The organism is Spongiactinospora rosea (assembly GCF_003315795.1).
Taxonomy (GTDB): Bacteria; Actinomycetota; Actinomycetes; order Streptosporangiales; family Streptosporangiaceae; genus Spongiactinospora; species Spongiactinospora rosea.
In genome coordinates this window covers 49,309-71,704 of record NZ_QMEY01000011.1, presented here as the reverse complement: position 1 = coordinate 71,704, position 22,396 = coordinate 49,309, and the positions used below count along the sequence as shown (strand labels likewise).

General features: G+C 69.9%; 15 protein-coding genes and 1 pseudogene. 7 read left to right on the top strand and 9 right to left on the bottom strand.

Translation table 11 applies throughout. The features are described 5' to 3' along the window. Window positions 1–16: 16 nt before the first annotated feature. Window positions 17–1,639 carry an outer membrane protein assembly factor BamB family protein gene (locus DP939_RS24125; protein ID WP_113983038.1) on the bottom strand — a complete coding sequence of 541 codons (1,623 nt, stop codon included), beginning with the start codon at window positions 1,637–1,639 and terminating at the stop codon, window positions 17–19. A gap of 225 nt (window positions 1,640–1,864) precedes the next feature. Between DP939_RS24125 and DP939_RS49350 the strand changes: the two are divergent. After that, window positions 1,865–2,116 (top strand): annotated as a pseudogene (locus tag DP939_RS49350) (single-stranded DNA-binding protein); the annotation flags it as partial. Between the two features lie 653 nt (window positions 2,117–2,769). On the opposite strand, the gene DP939_RS48015 reads toward DP939_RS49350, so the two are convergent. Continuing rightward, entirely contained in the window at window positions 2,770–3,660 is an 891-nt protein-coding gene (locus tag DP939_RS48015; RefSeq protein WP_225878481.1) for a hypothetical protein, read from the bottom strand. Between the two features lie 1,294 nt (window positions 3,661–4,954). Between DP939_RS48015 and DP939_RS24115 the strand changes: the two genes are divergently transcribed. The 4 genes from DP939_RS24115 to DP939_RS24100 all read left to right on the top strand — a co-directional run bounded on the left by DP939_RS24115 (window position 4,955) and on the right by DP939_RS24100 (window position 12,528). Continuing rightward, a complete protein-coding gene (locus tag DP939_RS24115) occupies window positions 4,955–5,158 on the top strand; it encodes a hypothetical protein (RefSeq protein ID WP_147268112.1) in 204 nt (67 codons plus the stop codon). 2,192 nt (window positions 5,159–7,350) lie between these two features. After that, window positions 7,351–8,793, top strand: coding sequence for a GGDEF domain-containing protein (locus DP939_RS24110; RefSeq protein WP_113983036.1), 1,443 nt, complete (start codon window positions 7,351–7,353; stop codon window positions 8,791–8,793). 65 nt (window positions 8,794–8,858) lie between these two features. Then, entirely contained in the window at window positions 8,859–10,523 is a 1,665-nt protein-coding gene (ettA, locus tag DP939_RS24105) for an energy-dependent translational throttle protein EttA (RefSeq protein WP_113983035.1), read from the top strand. 721 nt (window positions 10,524–11,244) lie between these two features. Then, complete coding sequence (locus DP939_RS24100) at window positions 11,245–12,528, top strand: MFS transporter (RefSeq protein WP_147268111.1); 1,284 nt, start codon at window positions 11,245–11,247, stop codon at window positions 12,526–12,528. On the opposite strand, the gene DP939_RS24095 is transcribed toward DP939_RS24100, so the two are convergent. From DP939_RS24095 to DP939_RS24080, 4 genes are all read right to left on the bottom strand, one after another. Beyond that, window positions 12,525–14,081: a glycoside hydrolase family 13 protein gene (locus tag DP939_RS24095; RefSeq protein WP_113983033.1), complete on the bottom strand. Its 1,557-nt coding sequence runs from the start codon at window positions 14,079–14,081 to the stop codon at window positions 12,525–12,527. The two genes, DP939_RS24100 and DP939_RS24095, sit on opposite strands and share 4 nt — an antisense overlap. Window positions 14,082–14,110: 29 nt before the next feature. Next, a complete protein-coding gene (locus tag DP939_RS24090; RefSeq protein ID WP_199565380.1) occupies window positions 14,111–14,533 on the bottom strand; it encodes a globin in 423 nt (140 codons plus the stop codon). Between the two features lie 51 nt (window positions 14,534–14,584). After that, window positions 14,585–15,577: a mechanosensitive ion channel family protein gene (locus DP939_RS24085; RefSeq protein WP_225878467.1), complete on the bottom strand. Its 993-nt coding sequence runs from the start codon at window positions 15,575–15,577 to the stop codon at window positions 14,585–14,587. Window positions 15,578–16,026: 449 nt separating this feature from the next. Next, complete coding sequence (locus DP939_RS24080; protein WP_318656310.1) at window positions 16,027–16,335, bottom strand: hypothetical protein; 309 nt, start codon at window positions 16,333–16,335, stop codon at window positions 16,027–16,029. Between the two features lie 333 nt (window positions 16,336–16,668). Here DP939_RS24080 and DP939_RS24075 point away from each other — a divergent pair, with 333 nt between their 5' ends. After that, window positions 16,669–18,273: a helix-turn-helix transcriptional regulator gene (locus DP939_RS24075; protein WP_199565379.1), complete on the top strand. Its 1,605-nt coding sequence runs from the start codon at window positions 16,669–16,671 to the stop codon at window positions 18,271–18,273. 132 nt (window positions 18,274–18,405) lie between these two features. Here DP939_RS24075 and DP939_RS48010 read toward each other — a convergent pair whose 3' ends face one another. Continuing rightward, complete coding sequence (locus tag DP939_RS48010) at window positions 18,406–18,663, bottom strand: hypothetical protein (protein WP_225878466.1); 258 nt, start codon at window positions 18,661–18,663, stop codon at window positions 18,406–18,408. Here DP939_RS48010 and DP939_RS48810 point away from each other — a divergent pair. Next, window positions 18,643–20,661, top strand: a complete 2,019-nt coding sequence (locus tag DP939_RS48810) for a tetratricopeptide repeat protein (protein WP_263972345.1) — start codon at window positions 18,643–18,645, stop codon at window positions 20,659–20,661. The genes DP939_RS48010 and DP939_RS48810 overlap by 21 nt on opposite strands. Window positions 20,662–20,794: 133 nt before the next feature. Here the strand turns inward: DP939_RS48810 and DP939_RS24065 are convergent, their stop codons facing one another. Then, window positions 20,795–21,430 (bottom strand): DUF47 domain-containing protein, encoded by a 636-nt coding sequence (locus DP939_RS24065; RefSeq protein WP_225878465.1) that lies wholly within the window; start codon window positions 21,428–21,430, stop codon window positions 20,795–20,797. Between the two features lie 19 nt (window positions 21,431–21,449). After that, window positions 21,450–22,385 (bottom strand): inorganic phosphate transporter, encoded by a 936-nt coding sequence (locus DP939_RS24060; RefSeq protein WP_113983031.1) that lies wholly within the window; start codon window positions 22,383–22,385, stop codon window positions 21,450–21,452. Between the last annotated feature and the right edge of the window lie 11 nt (window positions 22,386–22,396).

Genomic DNA, 22,396 nt, shown 5'->3' with positions numbered 1-22,396 from the left:
CTTCTCGTTGCGGGTGTCAGCGGGGGCCGAAGGCCATGAAGACCGCGCCGTACGGGTTCGGGTAGGTGGGCAGCGGCCACGGGCCGTAGCCGGACTGGACGTACAGCATGCCGTGCGCGACCACGACCCCGCCGCCCGCGGAGAGCTGCCCGCCGCGCCCGGTCAGCCCGTTGACGCCCTGGACGACCTGCATCGTGTCGTACGTCCACAACACCTCGCCGGTCTTCGCCGAGTAGGCGCGGATCTTGCCGTCCGTGCTGCCCTCCCACACCAGTCCGGGAGTGCTGGAGACGGCGGGGGTGTGAGCGAGCAGGCAGACGTCCGGGTATTGCGCCGCGCCGCCGGTGGTGCAGCCGTCGGCCGGGTTGGGCGTCGCCCACAGCACCCGGCCGGTGGCCGGGTCGAGCGCGAACAGCGTGCCGGGATCGGCCACGTTGGTGGCCACGTAGAGGCGTTCGCCGTCGTGGCTTGAGCCCCAGTAGATCCCGGTGCGGCCCGCGCCGGGCTGCGGGACGGCGAGTGCCCGCTGCCACACGATCCGCCCGGTGCGGGCGTCCAGTACGTGGTACACGCCCGACTTCTGGCCGATCCCGACCAGGAACCGCCCGCCCGCCCTGAACAGGTTGGGCGCGGCCCCGAGGTCGAAGTCGAGCGCGGTGCCCTCGGGCAGGTTGGGGCAGTATCCGGGGTCTCCAGGCGGGGGGTAATAGCATTCGAGGCGCCAGGTGTCCACGTCGGTCAGCTTGTGGGTCCAGCGGGGGCGTCCGGTGTCGGCGTTGATCGCCAGCACGGAGTCGTAGTGCCCGGCGCTGCCGGTGTAGTTCTGGCCGGTGCCGACGTAGACCGTGCGGGTGGCCGGATCGATGGCGGGGCTGCTCCACACGCCGCCGCCCGAAGGGGCGTAGCGGGTCCTGCCGTTCGGCCAGGTGCCGTCCTCGACCGGCTTCGGGGTGACGTAGAACCGCCACACCTGCTCGCCGGTGTCGGCGTCCAGCGCGTTGAGGTGGCCGCGGAACCGGCAGCAGTCGTGCTCCTTGCCCAGGGTGAACTCGCTGCTGGCCACGCCCACGTAGACCCGATCTCCATAGACCAGGGGGGAACTGGTCACCTCGGCCGACAGCGTGTCGTCCAGCCGCCGGGACCAGGTGAGCCTGCCGGTGCGCTGGTCCAGGGCGTAGAAGTAGCCGCGGGTGTCGCCGAAGAAGACCTTGCCCCTGGCGACGGCCGGGCCGTCCTGGACCTTGACCTCGCCCTGGCCGACCGTGGCGAGGTCGAACTCCCACCTGGCCGCGCCGGTCGCGGCGTCCTTGGCGTACAGCTTGCCTTCTGGGGAGCCGAAGTAGACGGTGTCGCCGACGACGGCGGGCTGGCTGCGCGGGTTGCCCGCGGCCTTCGGGTAGGTGAAGGCCCATTTGAGCTCCAGGCCGCCGACGTTGCGGGGGGTGATCGCGCGCTCGGCGGCATTGTGCCGCAGGCCCGACGGGCCCTGCTGCCACATCGGCCAGTCCCCGCGTCCCGGCCGCTCCGCCGGGGCGCCGATGGCTGTACCGGTCATGGTGCCGATCACGGTGCCGGTCACCACAAGGCACAGCCCGGCCATCGCCGCGGCCAGTCGAGGAACCCGTCTACCGGTCGTCATTGACCTCTCCTCGTCCACTTCGGTATGCGCCTGGTTAGGTCTCCTTCGCGAACAGTCACCAACCATCGCCCAGGGTGACGGTTTCCTATCGTCGTCCACAGGCGCGGCGGAGCCGCCGGGGCCGGTCATCCACAGAATCCGGTTCGGCCGCTCGGGGGGTGGGCCGTTTGGGCCACCGTGGTGCCGTACGGCGGGCATGAGGCCCGCCATCTGGGAGGCATCCTCATGAATGACATTCAGATCACCCTCAACGGCCACGTGGTCGCGGCCCCACGCCTGTACACCTTCTCCGACGGTTCCCGTGTGACCTCGCTACGTGTCTGCACCACCAGCCGCTACTTCGACAAACGCACCTCCGAGTGGCGCGACGGCGAAAAGATCTTCTTCGCCGTCCGCTGCTGGCGCACCCTCGCCGACAACGTCGCCCAATCGGTCCGCCTGGGCCAGCCGGTCGTGGTCCAGGGCCGCCTCCGCATCCGCGAGTTCGGCCCCGAGAGCGAACGCCGCTTCATGGCCGAGGTCGAGGCCACCTCCGTAGGCCACGACCTCCGATGGGGCATCGGCACCTTCAGCAAACCCCCACGCCTCGCCACCGCCCCCACCCTCGACGCCGAAGCCCGCGAATCCCTCGACCGCACCACCCAAGACTGGGCCTTCCCCACCGTCCCCCCCAAACCCCCCTCCCCGCCCCCAACACCGAACCCCGCATCGCAATCCGTCTCTTCACCTTCATCACCCGCCTACCCCGCACCCCCCGCTGCCGGCCCCCCGCCCTCAACGGGATCCCCAGTGTCACGGTCGGCGGGCTACGCCGCTCCCGCCACTTCGACGTCGCTGCCGTCATCCGCTGGTGTGGGTTCCCCGCCGCCATTGGGGTCCTCAGTGTCGCAATCGGCTGGTTACGCCGCTCCTGCCGCTTCGCCGCCCCATGATCCGCCGCGTCCGCCCTCACCCACGGCTGTCGCTTTCCCGTCCCCAACGGGGTCTCCAGTGGCGTCGTCGGCTGGTTACGCCGCTTCTGCCGCTTCGCCGCCCCATGATCCGCCGTCGTTGTCGTCACCTGCTGGTGTCGGTTCTCCGCCGCCAACTGGGGCATCGGCATCAGCAGATGTCCTCACTCCTCCGTCGGCCTACTCCGCCGCGTCCTCCCCTTCGCCTGCGCCGCCGATCAATCCGCAGCGACCGTTGTCATCCACCGATGTCGAGCCCCCGCCACCAGTAGGGGCATCGGTGCCGCCGTCGGGCTCCTTGTCTTCATCGGCCCGGTCTGTTGCCCCTACGTCCTCGGTGCCCCTTGCTCCGCCGCCACCGCCCTCACCCACCGCCGCCCCCTGCCCCTCACCGTCGCAGCCTGGAACGGTGTCATCGGTCGGCAGTTCACCCCTTTCGCCGTCTGGGGTGGGGCCGGAATCGGCCTCAGGCGTGGCCGATCCGCTTCCCATGTCGCTGCAAATGGGTTCGGTGCCAGGCTCGCCAGTTCCTGGCCCGTTGTCGTCGCCGACATCGGCTCCATCGGTCGCTGGCTCGCCTCCCACGCCGCTGGTGACTGATTCGACGCCTGGCCAGGCAACTCCCGGCCCCATGTCACCGCCGACGTCATCGGACGCTGGTGTGCCCGCCATGCAGGTGGCGGTGCCCAGCTCGGTACCGCCGCCTGGATCGGTTTCATCCGTCGCCGGCACCTTCCCCTCAGACTCGGCCATATCAGGGCCGTTGTCGGCTCCCGGGGCGGTTCCGGCGGTCGCCGACTTGGTACCCAACTCGATGCCGACGAGACCTGCCACTGATCCGGCGCTGGCGCTAGGGGCCTTCGATCCGCTGTCCGTGTCGGGGGCTGGCCGGGTGCCGGACCTGGTGGTCTCCGAGCCGCGATCGGTTTCGGTGCTGACGCTCGCCGACTCGGTGCGCTCCTCGATGCCGATGGGATCGGCTGCTGCCTCATCGCCGGCCCCGGCCGAAGCCGAACCGCGCTCACCTTCGCCGGCGCCTCCGCCGACCGCTGCTTCCGTCTCATCGGACACCGACACGCAACTTGCCTCAGCCTCGACCTCGCAGCCTGATGGCGCGGCACGATCGTTGATCTCTGCCGAAGCGGCCCCTGGGACGACACGGCCGCGCCGCCGTACGGCCAAGACCACGCGTGCCACCTCGACCTCGAAGTCCGCAACCCGTAAGGCCGCCGAGGAGGTGGCGGCTGCCTGACCACGAGGGACGGCCGGTCCTCGGTCGCCCTCCACAGCGACCTTCCCGACCGAGGGCCGACCCCCTTAACAGAGCGAGACGAACATGCATAGAGCAGTTGAGATACCTGTTCAGCCCCGCTTGCCGCAATGAGAAACAATGCCCCACTAATAGGACGATCAGGGATGCGATGCCCTTAAGTGGACGCGAGACCAAGGAGGTGGCAATATCCTATGCCCTTCTCATCTTGTGCCCATCTCCTCCCGACGATGTACGGCTCTCGCCAAGGTTGCCCTTCATGTCCATATATGCACAAGGTGATGTGGCTCCTCCTGGCTGATGTGCGGCGATATAGTCATATGAACGTTTTGTTCTGGAAGCAATCTCAAGTGTCACGCGTCTACGGAGCTGATCGCTCGGAGGGAGGTGTGCTTGAGATGCCGGCGTGTGCCTACGGCGTCTACCTGCGGGCCTTCGGGGTGAGGGGGATCATCCCTGAGGAGGCGGTTAGGCGTAAGCTGGTGGCTTTGAGAGGGATGTGGTGGCATCTCCCCGGATGTCGTCTCTTTGTGATGCACATTGCCTCGAATGGGTGTAGATCGGCGAGCAAAGGCGTCACCCCGTCGGCGTCTTACGATATCGCCCGCTACAGCTCACTTTTTGGTTGCAATGTATGAGGCTCGATGGCGATACGATATTCGATCATACGATTTCTGTATTCGGGCGATATCTTGACAGCACGGAAAATGGCGCCAGGGGAACATTATGGTCGGTGACATGCTGCCATAAAATCCCGCGAAGATTGGCTGCTACTGCGCGTATGTGACTTCGCATGGCGCTCAGTTCTACTCCAGAGTTCCGGACGTGCGTGTGTCCGCCTTTGGAGAGGGCCACGGATCTACAAGATCCACCGTTGCCTGGACACGATCTCAGACTCGCGGAGATCCATACGGCAGGGATGACTTCGGTGATGTTCCGTCTCTGTCCCGCAGAGTTGGCCCGAGGCCAGGCGTGGAGGTGGAGGCCGTCGTCCAGGTGAGCGATCCGGGAGCCGTCCCGGATCGGTCCCATCACCATGAGCTCAGATGGTGACGGCTCAGCGGCACGCCGTACATGTGGACAAGGAGATCGACCGTGAGGGGACAGGTGCTGGCCGACTGGGTGACCATCGTGCTAGGAATCGTGATCATCTTCCTTGCGGTGGTCACCGCCTTGGGGTTCAGGCGCAAGGAGAACGGGCCCGGTTGGCGCTTCACCTGGTGGGCCTGGGTGACCGCGGTCGGGAACGTCGTCTTCGGCGTGCTCCTCGTCGCTGTCCGCGTCTGGGGAGGCGGATAGCCGCACCAGGCCATGGTCACCTGTCGGCTAAGGGAGGTTGGAGCGACTGGGCAGGGCCGGGCGGCGTACAGGGCTCTAGGCCCGGTGGGCCGGAGCGGCCGGAGCTTCGATCGGTCGTGCGGCCGAAGACCCGCTTCGGTGCGAGCAAACTCCTCGAAGATGGCCTCCTGCGTTTCGCGCAGGCCATCGGGCAGGCCAGGCTGGTGGGTTCTGGCTGGGAGGCGGGGCAGGTGACGGTGGATCTGATCGTGTCTGGTCGTGCGGTCGGAGACCTGCTTCGGTGCGAGCAAACTCCTCGAAGGTGGCCTCCTGCGTTTCGCGCAGGCCATCGGGCAGGCCAGGCTGGTGGGTTCTGGCTGGGGCGGGGGCAGGTGACGGTGGATTTGATCGCGTCCCGTGGAGTGGTGCAACTTTCCCGCGGCCTGGAGTGGCCGAACTGAACGTTGCCAAGTACATCATCGGCGGGACACCATCGTGGATCTTGCAGGGTGCTGCCCGGTGCGGGTGCTGGGACCTGCGGGAAGGCGGTTTCACGACCGCTCTTCCCACCGAAGATGACACATCCTGACGTGAAGCCACGGGCGTGGCGTTCATGCTGGCCCGTACGTTTCCGCCTCAAGATCAAGGAGGTGGTGTGCCCGGCTCCGGACTTCTGCCCTGGGCGTGGCCACCAGGTCGCGACGCCGCCGTTGGCTGGACCGAACTGGGCCGCTGGCCATGATCACCGCAAGGCCGTCCAGTGGCGCGGGTCGTACGGCGGTGCAGGTGTTGGCCGACCGGCGTGCTTCTACTCGCTCTCTCAAGGCCGCTATCGCCCAGGTCGGCCACTTCGGCTGCGGGAGAGTTCCGCCGCGCAGGCGGCGGGGCGGGTCTGATGGTGGGGGGCAGGTAGTGGATTAGGGAGGGCGTTGAGGGACCGTGATCATTGGTCGGGCCACTGGCATTGGCGAGGTGGTCGCACCGTGCGGCAGGGCCGCGAGTGGCTTGGTTACCGCGTTTGGGCCCGCAGTGGTCGCGGCAGGGGGCGGGATGGCGTCCCGCCGAGTGGTGTGAATGGGAGCGTTCAAATCGGACATCGCGCAGGTCGGCCACGCCATGCTGCGGGGAGGTTCCACCACTCCGCGGGACGCGATCCAGGGCGGACGCATGGGCACTGTGGGCCTACATCGCCTCTGTGGCGGCGGTCGAGGTGACGATCGACGTGCTGGACGACCCGGGGGTCTCATGCGGCGTGGCCTTGGGGCGTGTGAGGGTGAGGGTGCCGATGGGCCGGTTGGCTGAGGTGTCTTGTGGAGTCTCAAGGGATGCCGATCAGAGCCGTGAACGGTGATGTTGCAGGTCTTGTTGATTTCCGCCGGAGTCATGGGCGTCCTGCGTCCGTTCCGTATGCCGTGGGCGGGCCGCCGCGCGGTGATGGTGAGCGCTTCTGTCGGCGGCGGAGGCTGGTTTGGGGCTTGGCCCTGATGGTGGGCGATCGCACGGGGCTCTCGGCGATGTCGGAAGCATGGCGTCACTAGGGGAGCGTGATGGGCTGGGCTCGGCTGACGTGGCGGCGCTCGCCGTGGTCGGGGCGGTGCGGTGGCCTCTGGGAGGTCGGACTTGGCGAGGGAGTCGCCAGGGGAGGGAGGGGAGGGGGGCGGGGGAGGGGCCTGGTTCCGTGGAGGGAACGAGGGCGTGTAGGGAGGCGGGGGTGGCGTGTACGCGGTACTCGGTGGTGCTGGTCCTCGAAGGGATATAGGGCTGGTGGGAGCGGGTCAGGCTAGCGGAGGCCCTGCTTAGCGTTGTGGCGGTGGAGGTGGGAGCTTGGGCAGGGGCCGGCCGTAGGCCGGCTCATGGTGGGGATGCGGCGGACGTGTTCCGAGGTGATGCTGGGGGCTTCTGCGGGGGCTGGCCGTACGCACGTACGGGCCCTTGATGGCAACGCCGACGCAGTGGGGGATCAAGTTCGCGGTCGGCGGCTATGGCGGGGGCGAACCGTCGTGTCGGGGGCCGGTGGGTGTTCGGTACTTCGGCTTCGGGAGCGGTCTCTGGTTTGAAAGTGGCGGCTGTGCCGAGATTTGATTGACCCGCTTTTTCGCTCGTCAGCGGCCCCCTTCCAGAGAAGTGCCCGACGAACGTGTCTGTTTGCCTCGCGCATCGCACACTCCGCAATTAGTGTGTTACACATCGTGAGTCAGGGAAGGGGGAATGACGTGGCGACGACACGTCATGTCTCGGTAAAGGCTCGTGACGGCGGTCTCTCGGCGTTGGCCGACCGGTGGCCTCTGCTCGGGCAGCGATGGCCGTTGGTCGTCTACCTGTGCGGGATCGTGGTCCTGCATGTGGCCGGGACCGCCTTCTTCGGGTCCGAGACCATCATCCGATGGGTCGATGTGGCGACCTTCGCCGCGTTGATGGCCTGTGGCGCCGTCTGTATCGAGGCGAGCAGGCGGCTCGGCATGCCCGCGGGCGTGTCCCGGGACCTTCTGTCGGCATGGTGGTTACCGGTCGCTCTGCTCCTCCCGCCGTTCTACGCGTTGCTCGCGCCCATCCCGCTGCAGATCCTGCTGCAGACGCGAGTCCGCCAGACGGTGATCTATCGGCGGGTGTGCAGCAGCGCGGCGATCGGCCTGGCGGGGTTGACGGCGTCGCTCGTGTTCCACGGCAACGTCGAGGAGCTGTCGGAGTTGCGCGCGGCCACGCCGTCGGCGCTGGGGATGGCCGTGGTGTCCGCGCTGCTGTTCACCGTGATCAACACGGCGTTGATCGCGATCGCCGCCCACCTCGCCGATCCCGACGTGGGGTGGCGCGCGGTGTTGTGGAACCGGGAGAGCCTGCTGCTCGACGGGGTCGAGCTGTGCCTGGGGGTGCTGGTCGGCCTGGCCTGCGGGCTCAATGTGGCGTTGCTCGCGCTGACCCTGCCGCCGGTGGTGCTGCTCCAGCGCAGCCTGCTGCACGCCCAGTTGCAGGCGGCGGCCCGTACCGACCCCAAGACCGGCCTGCTCAACGCCGCCACCTGGCAGCGGGAGGCCGACACGGAGATCGTCCGCGCCAGGCGTACCGGCGACACGCTGGGGCTGCTCATCATCGACATCGACCACTTCAAGCGGGTCAACGACCAGTACGGCCACCTGGTGGGCGACCAGGTGCTGATCGAGGTGGCGAACGTGCTGCGCGCGCAGTTGCGCGAGTACGACGTCGTGGGGCGGTTCGGCGGTGAGGAGTTCGTGGTCCTGCTGCCCGGGGCCGACACGGCGGAGGCGCGGCGCGTCGCCGAGCGGCTGCGGCAGCGGATCGGCTGCATGGCCGTGCCCACCGACCATGAGGTGATCACGGTGACCGTGTCGGTCGGCGTGGCGATCAGTAACGTGCACGGCGACGACCTGCTCGACCTGCTGGCCGCCGCCGACCTGGCCCTTTACCGGGCCAAAGAGCTGGGCCGCAACCGTACCTGCCTGCCCGCCTCGCCACTGGCCGGGTCCGCCACGCCGGCCGCCGCCCCGATCGGCCGACTGCCCGGCGATGTGACCGACGACCCCGCGGGCGAACTGGTGGGAGAGTTGGTCGGCGAGGCGGTGACCGAGCAGGCCGAGCCGAGCCCCTGCCCCGACGCCGCTGACGGCGACGGAAACACCCTACGGGGCGACACCTCCTGACCCACCCTCCCCATGGCGAACTCTGAGGAGTTTTCCGCTTGCCATCCGCCACTAAGCTGGGTGGCATGCCGGAGTACATCTACACGTTGCAGCGCGTGCGCAAGGCGCACGGCGACAAGGTTGTCCTCGATGACGTCACGCTGCAGTTCCTGCCAGGCGCGAAGATCGGTGTGCTGGGTCCGAACGGCACGGGCAAGTCGACGCTGCTGAAGATGATGGCGGGCCTTGAACAGCCGTCCAACGGCGAGGCCCGGCTGATGCCCGGTTTCACGGTCGGACTGTTGCAGCAGGAGCCGCCGCTCAACGAGTCGAAGACGGTGCTCGGCAATGTCGAGGAGGGCGTCGCCGAGACCAAGGCACTCCTCGACCGCTACAACCAGATCGCCGAGGAGATGGAGACCGCCTACACCGACGCGCTGCTGGAGGAGATGGGCAAGCTGCAGGAGCAGCTTGACCACCGCAACGCGTGGGATCTCGACAGCCAGCTCGAACAGGCGATGGACGCCCTGCGCTGCCCGCCGCCCGATGCCGACGTGACCACGCTCTCCGGTGGTGAGCGCAGGCGGGTCGCACTGTGCAAGCTCCTGCTGGAGGCCCCCGACCTGCTGCTGCTGGACGAGCCGACCAACCACCTCGACGCCGAGAGCGTGCAGTGGCTGGAGCAGCACCTGGAGAAGTACGCGGGCACCGTGCTGGCCGTGACCCACGACCGCTACTTCCTGGACAACGTCGCGACCTGGATTTTGGAGCTCGACCGGGGTCGTTGCCACCCGTACGAGGGCAACTACTCCACCTACCTGGAGAAGAAGGCGGCCCGGCTGCGGGTCGAAGGGCAGAAGGACGTCAAGCGGAAGAAGCGTCTGGAAGACGAGCTGGAGTGGGTCCGCTCCAACCCCAAGGCCCGCCAGACCAAGAGCAAGGCTCGTCTGCAGCGGTACGAGGAGATGGCGGCCGAGGCCGACAAGTACCGCAAGCTCGACTTCGAGGAGATCCAGATCCCGCCGGGGCCGCGCCTCGGCACGACGGTGATCCAGGCGCAGAAGCTCACCAAGGGCTTCGACGAGCGGCTGCTCATCGAGGATCTCTCGTTCAGCCTGCCGCGCAACGGCATCGTCGGTGTGATCGGCCCGAACGGCGTCGGCAAGACCACGCTGTTCCGGATGATCACCGGGAACGACAAGCCCAACGAGGGTTCGATCGTCGTTGGCGAGACGGTGCAGATCTCGTATGTCGACCAGTCCAGGGCGGGCATCGACCCGGGCAAGAACGTCTGGGAGGTCGTCTCCGACGGTCTCGACCACATCAAGGTCGGGCATGTGGAGATGCCGTCCAGGGCGTACATCGCGGCCTTCGGCTTCAAGGGCCCGGACCAGCAGAAGCCGGCCGGGGTGCTGTCCGGTGGCGAGCGCAACCGGCTCAACCTGGCGCTGACCCTCAAGCAGGGCGGCAACGTGCTGCTGCTGGACGAGCCGACCAACGACCTGGACACCGAGACCCTTTCCAGCCTGGAGAACGCGCTGCTCGACTTCCCGGGCTGCGCGGTGATCACCTCGCACGACCGGTGGTTCCTCGACCGGATCGCGACGCACATCCTGGCCTGGGAAGAGGGCTCGAACTGGTTCTGGTTCGAGGGCAACTTCGCCGACTACGAGAAGAACAAGATCGAGCGCCTCGGCGCCGACGCCGCGCGGCCGCACCGGGTCACCTACCGCCAGCTCCGCCGCGACTGACCTCCCGGACCGGGGCCCGCCCGGGCGGGCCTCGGTCCGTACAGGCCCCGGTGGCGGGCCGGCGGCGGTGCGCATGGTTGCGCCGCTGGATCCGGTCGGCGAGCGGGCCCGGTTTGGCGTGCGGTGGATTTCAGCGGCCGGGGCCACGCGGGCTGCGGTGTGGCCCCGTGTCCGGGTGAGGGATACCAGGCGGAGTTCGCGTCGGCTCATACTGTCCCGGTCCTCTGCGGGACGGCGAGTGCCTGGGCTCGACCTTGGCGGAGCACTGAGCCGTCCTGTGTCCGCAGGGCCGAGTACTCGCGCATTGGCTGTGGGCGGCGGTGGCGGACCGCTCGCATGCGACGTCTTCTGGGCGGAAATCACACCACATGGGGCGCCCCCAAGCTTCTCGGCTGGGATGCTCGGCCGTGGAACGGATGGGGCTTCGAAACGTCGAGTGGTACGCCGACGCCGCGTACGCGGCGCGGGGCGTGTTGGCGTGGAGTTGACGCTGGCAGGGGCGTTACGCGCGCTGCGCGGCCCCTTACAGGTGTGCGGCGGCCGTGAGCATGTTCGCGGTGGGCATGGGCGTCGCCGAGCCGCTGGGGAGCTCGGGACCGTGCTGCGGGTGGGCTTTGCCAGAAGGAGAAAAACGGTGAAATGTCCGCATTGTCGTTAAGGTGATGGTTTAAGGCAGGCCCTGCTGGTCGGCGTTGGGGGCGGGCGGGTGACCATTGCTCATGTGAGTAATGGGCGACGGCGGTGGTGGATCCTGGCGCTTGGCGTCAACGCGCATACGCTGACCACGGTCGGGATGTTCGGGTTACCCGTGTTGCTCCCGGTCATCCGTGACGAGCTCGGTGTCTCCCTGGCGGTCGCGGGTGTGCTGACCAGTGCGCCCAGCCTTGGGGCGATGGTGAGCCTCATCCTGTGGGGGATGCTCGCCGACCGCCGCGGTGAGCGGCTGGTGCTCGGCAGTGGGGTGGCGGTGTGCGCGGTGCTGCTGGGGGTGGCGGCGATCGTGGAGCAGCCCGTCGTACTCGGGCTCGTGCTCGCGCTGATGGGCGCGGCCGGGGCGGCGGCCATCGTCGGTGGGGGCCGGATCGTGCTGCGGTGGTTCCCGGCCGGGCAGCGGGGGATCGCGATGGGGCTGCGGCAGGTCTCGTTCATGCTGGGGATGGGGCTCGCCGCGTTCGTCCTGCCGCCGATCGCGCACGCCTACGGGCTCGGCGGGGCGCTGCTCTCCTGTGCGGTGGCCACAGTGGTGGCCGCGATCCTCGCGGCGCTGTTCGTGTCCGATCCGCCCCTTGACCTGCCCGCCGCCGGTACGCGCGCCCGGACCCCACCCGCCGCCTCGCCGTACCGGAAGCCGGAGCTGTGGCGGGTGCACGCGACCAGTGCGCTGATCGTCGTACCGCAGTTCGTGGTGAGCACGTACGGGGTGAGCGCGCTGGTCGACGCGCATGCCTGGGACGACGTGGACGCCGGGCGGCTGTTCGGGGCGGCGGCGTTGGCGGGGGCGGCTGCGCGGCTGGCGGCCGGGTACTGGTCGGACCGTACCGGGCGGCGGATGGGGCCGCTGCGGACGATCGTCGTGGCCACCACCGTCGTGATGGGCGTGCTCGCGGTGGCCGAGCGGGTCGACCCGTGGGCGGGCGTGGCCGCGCTGGCGCTGGCCGCCGTGGTCACGGTCAGCGGCAACGGCCTCGCCTACCTGGGGGCCGGGGAACTGGCCGGTCCGCACTGGGCCGGGCGGGTCCTCGGCGCGCACAACACCGTGCAGAACGTCGTGTCCTTCGGCGGTGTCCCCGTGATCGGAATCGTGATCGGCGCGTCGGGCTACTGGGCCGGGTTCGCCGTCGGTGCGTTGTGCGCCCTCGCCGCCGTGCCCCTGGTCCCGGTCATGGCCGAACGGCGGGCCGCGAGAGCCGCCAGGGCCGGCGCGGCGCCGGACACGACCGCCACACCGTCGTGCCAGGCGCCGACGCCCTGTCGGTCAGGGGGCCGCTCGCAAGCCGGACCCTAGCGGCCGGGGCCGGTGAGCCATGCCGTTGTGTCGGGAGGCAGGGCCGCGCCGGGCAGGGGGCCGCTCGTGATCAGGACCTGGTCGTGCGGGGGCAGCGGGACCGTCGTGGTGCCGCAGTTGAGAGCGCAGATCAGGGGGCCGCGGGCGAACATCAGTACGTCCTCCGGGGCGTCCAGCCAGGTGATCTCGGCGGGCAGTGAGCCGCGCAGCTCGCGGCGCAGGGCGATCGCCGTGCGGTGGAACTCCAGGGTCGAGCCCGGGTCGCCCTCCTGCCGCTGCACGCTCAGCTCCGCCCACTCGGCGGGCTGGGGCAGCCAGGGCCGTACGCCCTCCGGCGCGAAGCCGTACGGCTCGGCCGTACCGGACCACGGCAGCGGCACCCGGCACCCGTCGCGTCCCTTGATCTCGCCCCGCGTCCGGGTGAAGACCGGGTCCTGGCGGGCTTCGTCGGGAAGGTCCAGGATCTCCGGTAGGCCGAGTTCGTCACCCTGGTAGAGGTACGCCGAGCCGGGCAACGCCAGCGTGGTCAGCATGGCCGCGCGCGCCCGGGGGAGGCCCGCCGCCGGGTCGGTCTCGCCGTACCGGGTGCGGTGGCGTACGACGTCGTGGTTGGACAGCACCCACGTCGGGGCCGGGACGGTGCGCAGCGTGTCGTCGATGACCTTGCGCAGCCCGGCGGCCGACCAGGGCGCGAGCAGCCAGGGGAAGTTGAAGGTCTGGTGAAGCTCGTCCGGACGTACGTAACGGGCCAGGTCCGTCACGGAGTCGGTCCAGACCTCGCCCACGGCGACCCGGTCGCCGGGGTAGGAGTCGAGCACCTTGCGCCACTCCCGGTAGACCTCGTGCACCTCGGGGCGGCTCCAGATCGGGGACTCGGCCTTGAACCCCTGCTCGTCCGGAGGTACGTCGGGCAGCTCGGCCGCCTTGAACAGGCCGTTGGCGACGTCGATGCGGAAGCCGTCCACGCCCCGGTCCAGCCAGAACCGCAGCACGTCCAGGAACTCGGCGGGAACGCCCGGGTCACGCCAGTTGAGGTCGGGCTGCTCGGGCGCGAACAGGTGCAGGTACCACTCCCCGCCGGGCAGCCGGGTCCACGCGGGCCCGCCGAAGACCGACTGCCAGTTGTTCGGCGGCACATTGCCGGAATCTGAGCCAGAGCCGCTGACGAACAGGTAGCGGTCGCGCTCCGGGCTGCCGGGCGGCGCGGCCAGCGCCTGCCGGAACCACGGGTGCTCGGCCGAACTGTGGTTGGGCACGATGTCGACGATCACCCGAAGCCCGTGCTCGTGCGCATCGGCGACCAGCGCGTCGAAGTCGGCCAGGTCGCCGAAGAGCGGATCCACGTCCCGGTAGTCGGCGACGTCGTATCCGCCGTCGGCCATCGGGGAGCGGTAGAAGGGGGTCAGCCAGATCGCGTCCACGCCGAGCCCGGCGAGGTGACCGAGCCGGGACCGGACTCCCGCGAGATCGCCGACGCCGTCTCCCGAGGCGTCGGCGAAGCTGCGGACGTAGATCTCGTAGACGACGGCGTCACGCCACCAGGGGAAGGCCATGATTGCGAACTGCCCGCTTCGGCTGGGCGCTATGCCCCTGGACGGGGGGAGACGCCCCCTTCGGGGGCGTTCACCAGACTGTGCGCCGCATAGACCAGATAGTCCCAGAGCCGGGTGGCGAGGTCTTCCGGCAGCTCCAGCGACTGCACCGCGTCGTTCATGTGCCGCAGCCAGGCGTCGCGCTCGGCGACGCCGATGACGAACGGCACATGCCGCATCCGCAGCCGGGGGTGGCCCCTGCGCTGGCTGTAGGTGTTGGGCCCGCCCCAGTACTGGATCAGGAACATCCGCAGCCGCTCTTCGGCGCCGGTGAGGTCTTCCTCGGGGTACAGCGGGCGCAGCAGCGGATCTTCCGCCACGCCCTCGTAGAAGCGGTGCACCAGGCGGTGGAAGGTCTCCTCGCCACCCACCGCCTCGTAGAAGCTCACCGACTCCTCGACGTTGCCTGACATGCCACCCAGCCTAGGTCACCGGGCGGGCTGGTCCGGCCGGCGCCGGCCCGCTCAGGCCGAGACGGTCGAGAGCGGGATGGACTCGCGGTCGAGCGCGGCCTTGACCCGCATCCGCAGCTCACGGGCGATGGCGGCCTGACCGGCGGGGATGGTCTTGGCGCTGATCCGGAAGACCACGGCGGTCTCGGAGATCTGCTCGATGCCGAAGACCTGCGGCTCCTCGACGATCACCCGGTCGCGGTAGTCGGGGTCGTCCCACAGCTCGGCGGCCACGTGGGTGAGGATCTCGCGTACGGCCGGGATGTCGGCGTCGTAGGCCACCGGTACGTCGAAGAAGGCCCGCGACCAGCCCTGCGACTCGTTGCCGATCCGGGTGATCGTGCCGTTGCGGATGTACCAGACCCGGCCGTCCACGTCGCGCAGCCGGGTGACCCGCAGGGTGACGGCCTCGACCGTGCCCACGGCGGGGCCCGCGTCGATCACGTCGCCCACGCCGTACTGGTCCTCAAGGAGCATGAACATGCCCGCGATGAAGTCCTTCACCAGCTCCTGGGCGCCGAAGCCGACCGCGACGCCGAGGATGCCGACGCTGGTCAGCAGCGGGGCGAGCTGCACACCGAACTGGGAGAGGACCATCAGCACCGCGGTGCCGATGATCACGATGTTGGCGATGTGGCTGAGCACCGAGCCCAGCGTGTCGGCGCGCTGCTTCCTGCGCTCGTTGAGCAGGAGCGAGGCGTCGTCGGCCGCGGCCCCGGCGCGCTGGCGCAGGCGTTCGGGGATGACACCGAGGGCGGCCCGGCGGGTGGCCCGCATGATCAGCCGCCGGACCAGGTTGCGCAGCAGCAGGGCGGCGACCAGGGTCAGGACGATGATGACGAGCCATGCGGCCAGCGGGGCCAGGTTTCCCGGGAGGAAGCTCTCGAACACCGGGCACAGCACGCCGCCTGTATCGCCCTCGCAGACCCGCTCAACGGTGCCGGCGACATCTGGTATCGAGGGCATGGCCGGGTCGACCGGTTTGACCATGGCGAGCAGAGACACGTACGGGATCCTCCGGATCGGTTCGGCCGGCATTGGGGGAAGGCTCCTCCATAGTGCCGACCGAACCGGCCGCCGTCACATCACGCCGGGGAAGACGGGGCCGTCCGGTCCGGCCGCGTACGGCGGACCGGTCGGCTCCGGTGACGAACGGCTCGGCGGGGACGCGCACCCGGAAGCGCGTCCCGTACCGTTTTCCGGGAATAACTCCCCGGAACCCTCCAGAACATGCTGGAGGGTGCTTTTGTCCTAATTCTTGGACATGATGGCTATTGAGGATAATTCACGGAATTTCGGGTGAATTATCCTTTGGTGTGCGGAGCCGGCGGGTGCCCTGCCCCCGCGGCCTTACGGTCGCGGGCGCCCGCACCGGTCAGCCCGCCGGCTCCAGGAGCCGCGGCAGACGCGGCGACGGACGGCGGTGGCTCCGCTCCACCGCCCCGTCGCCGCGGTCAGTCGCCCACCGCGGCGAGCACCCTGGCGACCTTCGTCGCCGCCCCCGCCGGATCGTCGGCCCGGTGCATCTTCTCGCCCCAGGACCACCAGTAGTACCAGTCGCGATGCTCGGGAACGGGCACCTGCCTGCAGGTCACGTTCTCCGCGAGGCTGGTCGCGTCCGGGTTGATCACCCGTACGAACGCCCGGCCCCTAGGAGTCCGCACCACTCGCGCGAGCAGTCCACGGGCGTCCAGTTCCGCTACCAACCGCTCCAGACGCCCGGAGTCGTCCTCCCCCACCTCGCGTCCCTCCTCCTGTGTCACTTGCGGGGGCAACGATGTGGCGTGTCTTCCCTAGGCGCCCATCGTGGCCGTTTGAAGTTCCGGTTGGCCCAACATGACTCAGTACGCCGACGCGGTCAACGAGGCTTCCGTCCCTCTCTGTAGAGCGGATCTCACAAGTGGGTTGAAGAAAACCGCTCGGAGAGGGACGATCCTTAGCCGTTACCCTTTCGGAGGGCGTTTTCAAGCAGTCATTAGTAGTCCATCATTCTCATAGGCGCGGTGTGCAACCTGTGGGCTACGCCGCGTCAGCGAGTGAGGACGGTCACGGCAACGGTCCAGCCCGCCTAGCTGGCCATCGGGAGAGGGGCCGGAATGTCCGGCAGGCAACACCGGGAGACCGAGATGGCCCGGCGGATCCGGGCCAGGGGCCTTGCCACCGGCCGGATCGCGGCCCAGATCGCGGAAGAGATCTACGAGTCCTGTTCCTCGCACTTCGGCACGACCCGGGTCAAGAGCCACCGGCTCGCGCACGGCATCGCGCTCGCCGACGTCATCGAACAGGTACGCGCGCTCTTCGAGCGGGACGGCAAGCCGGCGCCCGGCATCGGCGAGACACTGCTGTCGGCCTACGAGAGCGGGCTGAAACGCCCAGGGCCGGAGTACCTGCACTATCTGTGCTCGGTCTACCGGGTCGAGCCCGCGGCGCTCGGCTACGACGGGCCCTGCATCTGCGGCAACGCGCACAAGGGCCCGCCGCCCGGCCGGGCCGACGCGCACGAGGGCAAGCAGGAGCCGGTCGGCGCGCGCGCGTGGGTGCCGCCACCGGTCAGCGACCTGTCCGGGCAGGGCGGCGACGAGGACGAGAACATCCTCCGCCGTACGCTGCTGCTGTTACTGCGCGGCAAGAACGGCATGCAGCTCGACGCCCCGGTGCTCGGCGCGGTGGAGAACATCCGCAGGCGGCTGGACGAGACCCTGGTGTCGGCCACGGTCTCCCCGGCGATGCTCGACCAGTGGGAGGAGGCCACCGCCGGATTCGGCCGCCAGTACATGAACACCCCGCCGCTGCGGCTGCTGTGCGACGTCATGCTGGAGTTCAGTGCCGTACGCAAGGCGATGGACAAGCGCCAGCCGATCGATCTGCAGGAGCGGCTGTGCCGGATGGCCGCGCAGCTCGCCGGCCTGGGCGGCATGATCATGATCAACCTCGGCGACCAGCGGCTGGCCCGCTCGTTCTTCCGGACCGGGCGCACGGCCGCCGACGAGACCGGTGACCGCGCGCTGCGCGCCTGGGTCTGCGCCAGGGAGGCGCTGGTCCCGCTCTACTACGGCGACCCGCGCGAGGCGCTGAGCCTGGCCAAGAAGAGCCGCGACCTCGCCGGGCAGACCCCGTGCGCGGCCCAGGCCATGGCCCCGGTCGTGGAGGCCAGGGCGCTCGCCGCGCTGTCCGGCGGCGGCAAGAAGGACGTCATCGACCAGGCCAAGCGGGCGCTGCAACGGGCCAGGGCCGCCTTCTCCCAGATGACCCCCAACGAGCAGGACGACTCGGCCTTCGGCTACACCGAGCGCCAGCTCTACTTCCACCAGGGCGACGCGCTGGTCAAGCTGGGGCAGGCGATGGAGGCCGACCTGGTGCTGGAACAGGCGCTCACCAAGTACGGCCCCACGGAGTGGCTGGACCCGCTGCTGATCCGCTTCGACCGGGCCAAGTGCAAGGTGCTCGAAGGCGACCTCGACGAGGCGATGCGGACCGGCTTCGACATCCTGCGCGACCTGGAGGACAACTATCGCACCGACATCGTGATGAAGCGCGCCCACGAGCTCGCCAAGATGGTCGAGGCCAAGTCACCGGGCCACCCCATGCTCGCGCCGTTCCTCGCTCTGGTGAACGCGTTTTCCAACGACGCGCACGCGCAGCATTCGGCGACGCCGCACAGCGGCCCGAAACCGGGGGATCAGGTTGAGCCGATCTGTTGAGCCGATCGCCGGTGGATCCGGTCGATCATCGTCGGCGAAGCCGGACATCCGGAACGAGGCCGCATCTGGACGCCGCCGCCCGCCGCCCAGAACGGGCGCATCATGCCTGGTCAGGGTGGGTCTTCCGGCGCTTCACGGCGGGTTACCGCGAGTCATGGCATGCGGTGATATGCCACTTTTATCCGCTTCTGGTGGTGATAGTTGATTAATCGGCGGAGATAGATAGGTGCCAACCCTTGTGGAATGCCCGGCGGGTCGAATAATTGGACGGGCAAGCGTGTGCGACACGAGGGGCAGCATGAAGAGAATCGTTGTGCGCAAGCCGAAGCCGGCCAAGCTGAGCGGCAACTCCAGCGTGATCCACAAGGGGTGATCGATCACTCCGGCCATGTCTGGCTCCAGGGGGAGCACTCCAGCGACCGGGCGTCACTGCTCGCCTCCTGGGGCGCGCTCCCTCTGGGGGTGCTCGATGCCCACCGCCGGCGCAACGGCCCCTACACGTTCGGCGGCGCCCTGCTCGCCCTGCTCGTCCCGGCCGCGCTCCGGGAGGCTCCGGCCCTGGTCGCCGCACACGACATCGAGATCCGGGCGGTCGCGCCCGGCCTGCGCGCGATGGTGGTCCCCCGCTGGGAGCCCCCAGGCGCCCGGCTTTCCGACGACGAGCGCATCCTGGTGCCCGCACCGCGCCGCACGCTGCGGATCGCCAACGGGATCGCCGAGTTCGTCAGGGAGCGGGTGCCCGAAGGAAGCGTGCTCGTCGTCGAGAACGCCCACCACGCCGACGCCACCGATCGTGAACTGCTGGCCGTCCTCGCCCGCCGGATCGCGCCCGCGCGCCTGACCCTCGTGGTGTGCTCGGCCGAATCTCCCCCCGCGGGCTTCCCGGACCTCGCCCTGCACGCGCACGCCGCCCCCGCCGATCCGCCGGACGTCCCCGACCGCGCCGCCGCCTACGTCGCCTCCGACTGCACCGCCGACGATGCCCGGCAGGCCGCCGCCTACCAGGCGCTCACCCCGCAGGCCCGGGCCGCATTGCACGACCGCCGGGCGGGGGAACTGCTCGCCGGGGCCGAGCCCGCCCCACTGCTCGGCGCCGTGCCCTACCACCTGGAGCACGGGACCGACCCGCGCGGCGCGGGCGCGCGGGCCCTGTGGGCGGCGGTGGACCACTGCGTGCGCGAGGGTTTCCTGGACGCCGTCGCCGAGCTGGGAATTCGCGGCCTCGTCCTGGCGGAGGAGGGCGGTGACCTGTGGTGGCGGTTCATCCAGCGCACCGCGACGGCCCTGGGCGCGCTGCGGCGGCATCCGGAGGCGCGGCGGCTGTGGGATCTCGCCAGGCGCGGCAGCGCCGAGCCCGGCGTGCACGCGGCGGCGGCGTACGGCACCGCCATGCTGGACGCGCGCCACCCCGACCCCGCCGCCCGCGACCTCGGCCGGGCGACCGGCTGGATCAACGAGGCCATCGCGATCTCCACCCTACTGCCCGACCGGGAGCAGCGGGCGTTCAAGCTGGGCTTCGACCGCAACGGCCGGGCCCTGATCGAGCTGCGCCGCGGGCGGCTGCCGCAGGCGCTCGACCTCGTCGAGTCCGCGATCGAGCTGGCCGAACGCGACCTGCCGCCGGGCCGCCACCGCACCCACCGGATGGTCCTGCTGGCCAACCGCGCCCAGTTGCTGGCCGCCCTCGGCCGCGGCAAGGAGGCGCTGGACGACTACAGCGCCGCCATCGCCCTGGACCCGGCCTTCCCCGACCACTACCTCGACCGCGGCAACCTGCGCTTCTCGCAGGGCACGCTGGACGGCGCACTCGCCGACTACGAGACCGCCCTGCGGCTCAGCCCGCCGCTGCCCGAGGCGTACTACAACCGCGCGCAGGTCCACCTGGCCCAGGGCGAGGGGCACGCGGCCCTCGCCGACCTTGCCCACGTCCTCGAACTCGATCCCGGCTACCTCGACGCCTACATCAACCGGGCCGGGATGCTGGCCGTCACGGGCCGGGACGCCGAGGCGCGGGCGGACGTGGCCGCCGGACTCGCCATCGACCCGCGCAACGCGCACCTGCGGTGCGTGCTCGGCCAGCTCGAATGCGCGGCGGGCAGGCCCGCGGAGGCCCTGGCCGCGTTCGCCGCCGCGCTCGCGGCCGATCCCCGGCTCGTCCCCGCGTGGGCCAACCGTGCCATCACCCGCTTCGAGACGGGTGACGTGGACGGGGCGGTGGAGGATCTGACCCGCGCGCTGGAGCTGGAGGAGAGCGCCGAGCTGTACTTCAACCGCGCCACCGCGCTGCGCGCGCTGGGCAGGGAGGAGGAGGCCACGGCGGACCTGCACCGGGCGCTCGACCTCGACCCAGAAGACCCCGACGTACGCGAGGCCCTGGCCGAACGGTAGAGAGGGGTGCCTCCCGATATGAGGTTCACCCACCTGGCGGTAGTCGATTGTCCCCCTGGGCGGGCGCGGTAGAGGTTCTCCCATCCGAGGCGGAGGAGTTTCCTCCCCGGTGGGTATACCGGTCTCTCCCGGGTCACCGCTTCATGGCGCCGTCGGCGATGGCGTCGGCCGCGTCGCCGATGGCCATCCCGACGATCTCCAGGCGGCGGACCAGCTCGCGTTCCTTCATCGCCTCGGAGGTCAGTTCCTCGGAGAAGATCCGGGCGATCTCGTACTGGTACATGCGGCGGATGTTGCCGCCGATCTTCTTGGCCTCCAGGGCGTCGGTACCGACCGCCGAAGGGCGTGCCGCCAGCGCCCGCACCGACTCCTCCAGCGCCTCGATCCCCATGACCACCTGGTCCAGCATGGGCGCGAACCGGCGCTGACCCTTGATCCGGTACAGGTAGGACTCGCGGACGAAGTCGCGGAGCGAGTCCAGCACGTCGTCGATGAAGCGGGACAGGCGGAACAGGTCCTCCCGGTCGATGGGCGTGACCAGCGCGTCCGCCAGCTCCTCGACCAGGGCGGCCCGGTAGGTGTCGCCGCGGTGCTCGATCTCGCGCATCCGCTCGTGCGCGTCGGTGCGGCCCATCTCGCCGCCGATCATGGCCATGGCCAGCCAGGCGCCCTCCTTGGTCGCCTCAAGCTGGCCGATCAGCGCGTCACTGAGGGCGCTGTCCATCCGCCCGCGCATCAGGTCCAGCATCCGGCGCAGCCGCCGCACCATCCCACCTCCCGCGGGCCTCTCACGCGATCACGCCCTTGACGATGAGCGTGCCCGCCGCGGCGAGCAGCCCGCTCGCCGGAAGGGTCACCACCCACGCCAGCACGATCTTCGCGGCCGGGTGCCAGCGCACCCGGCGCGTGCTCTCCGCCACCCCCGCGCCGATGAGACCGCCGGCGATGGCCTGGGTCATGCTGACCGGCGCTCCCGCCGCCGCACAGGCGATCACCGTCGGGCCGCTGGCCAGTTCGGCGGAGACGCCGTGCACCGGGCGCGAGGCGAGGATCTCTCTGCTCAGCGTACGACCGGCGCGCGGCAGCCCGTAGACCGTGCCGAGGCCGAACAGCGCCGCGATCAGCGCGCACACCCCGGGCGAACCGCCGGACGCGCCGAGCGCGACCATGAACACCGCGAGCATCTTCTGCCCGTCGTTGGCCGCGTAGGCCAGGCACTGGAGGGCGAAGCCCGCGCGGTGCCAGCGGGGCAGGCTCGCGCCGCCCACCAGCCGTACCAGCAGGCGGTTGACCACCACCGCGACCAGCGCGCCGACGAACGGCGCGGCCAGCCCCACCACCAGTACGAACGCCACCCCGCCCGCCGACACCGGCAGCCCCCAGCCCAGCCCCGCCCCGGTCACCCCGCCCACCACCGCCAGCGTCAGGCTGGTCGGCAGCCCGCGCGCGCTCAGCACGGCCACCACCACGAGGGCGGCCAGCACCGCCAGGGCCATGGCGGCCTGCCCGTCCTCGTCGCGCATGGGCGCGAGCCGGGTGGTGAAGGTCACCGCGACCCGGTTCGTGACCAGCGGTACGACGGCCACGGCCGCCATCAGCAGGAGAATCCCGGTCACCGGGCGCACGCTGGGCAGCTTGAGCCCGGTACCGAGCAGCGCGCCGCCGTCGTTGACACCGGAGACGACCGCGAAGACGCACGCGAGCGTCACGAGCGCGATCGTCATGGCCTTTCAGT

Bases quoted from the DNA above. Each gene is read 5' to 3' on its own strand.
- DP939_RS24060 (WP_113983031.1), bottom strand. From the start codon at position 22,385: ATGACGATCGCGCTCGTGACGCTCGCGTGCGTCTTCGCGGTCGTCTCC.
- DP939_RS24075 (WP_199565379.1), top strand. From the start codon at position 16,669: ATGTCCGGCAGGCAACACCGGGAGACCGAGATGGCCCGGCGGATCCGG.
- DP939_RS24090 (WP_199565380.1), bottom strand. From the start codon at position 14,533: ATGTCAGGCAACGTCGAGGAGTCGGTGAGCTTCTACGAGGCGGTGGGT.
- DP939_RS48010 (WP_225878466.1), bottom strand. From the start codon at position 18,663: ATGGCCGGAGTGATCGATCACCCCTTGTGGATCACGCTGGAGTTGCCG.
- DP939_RS24095 (WP_113983033.1), bottom strand. From the start codon at position 14,081: ATGGCCTTCCCCTGGTGGCGTGACGCCGTCGTCTACGAGATCTACGTC.
- DP939_RS24065 (WP_225878465.1), bottom strand. From the start codon at position 21,430: ATGGTGCGGCGGCTGCGCCGGATGCTGGACCTGATGCGCGGGCGGATG.
- DP939_RS24125 (WP_113983038.1), bottom strand. From the start codon at position 1,639: ATGACGACCGGTAGACGGGTTCCTCGACTGGCCGCGGCGATGGCCGGG.
- ettA (WP_113983035.1), top strand. From the start codon at position 8,859: ATGCCGGAGTACATCTACACGTTGCAGCGCGTGCGCAAGGCGCACGGC.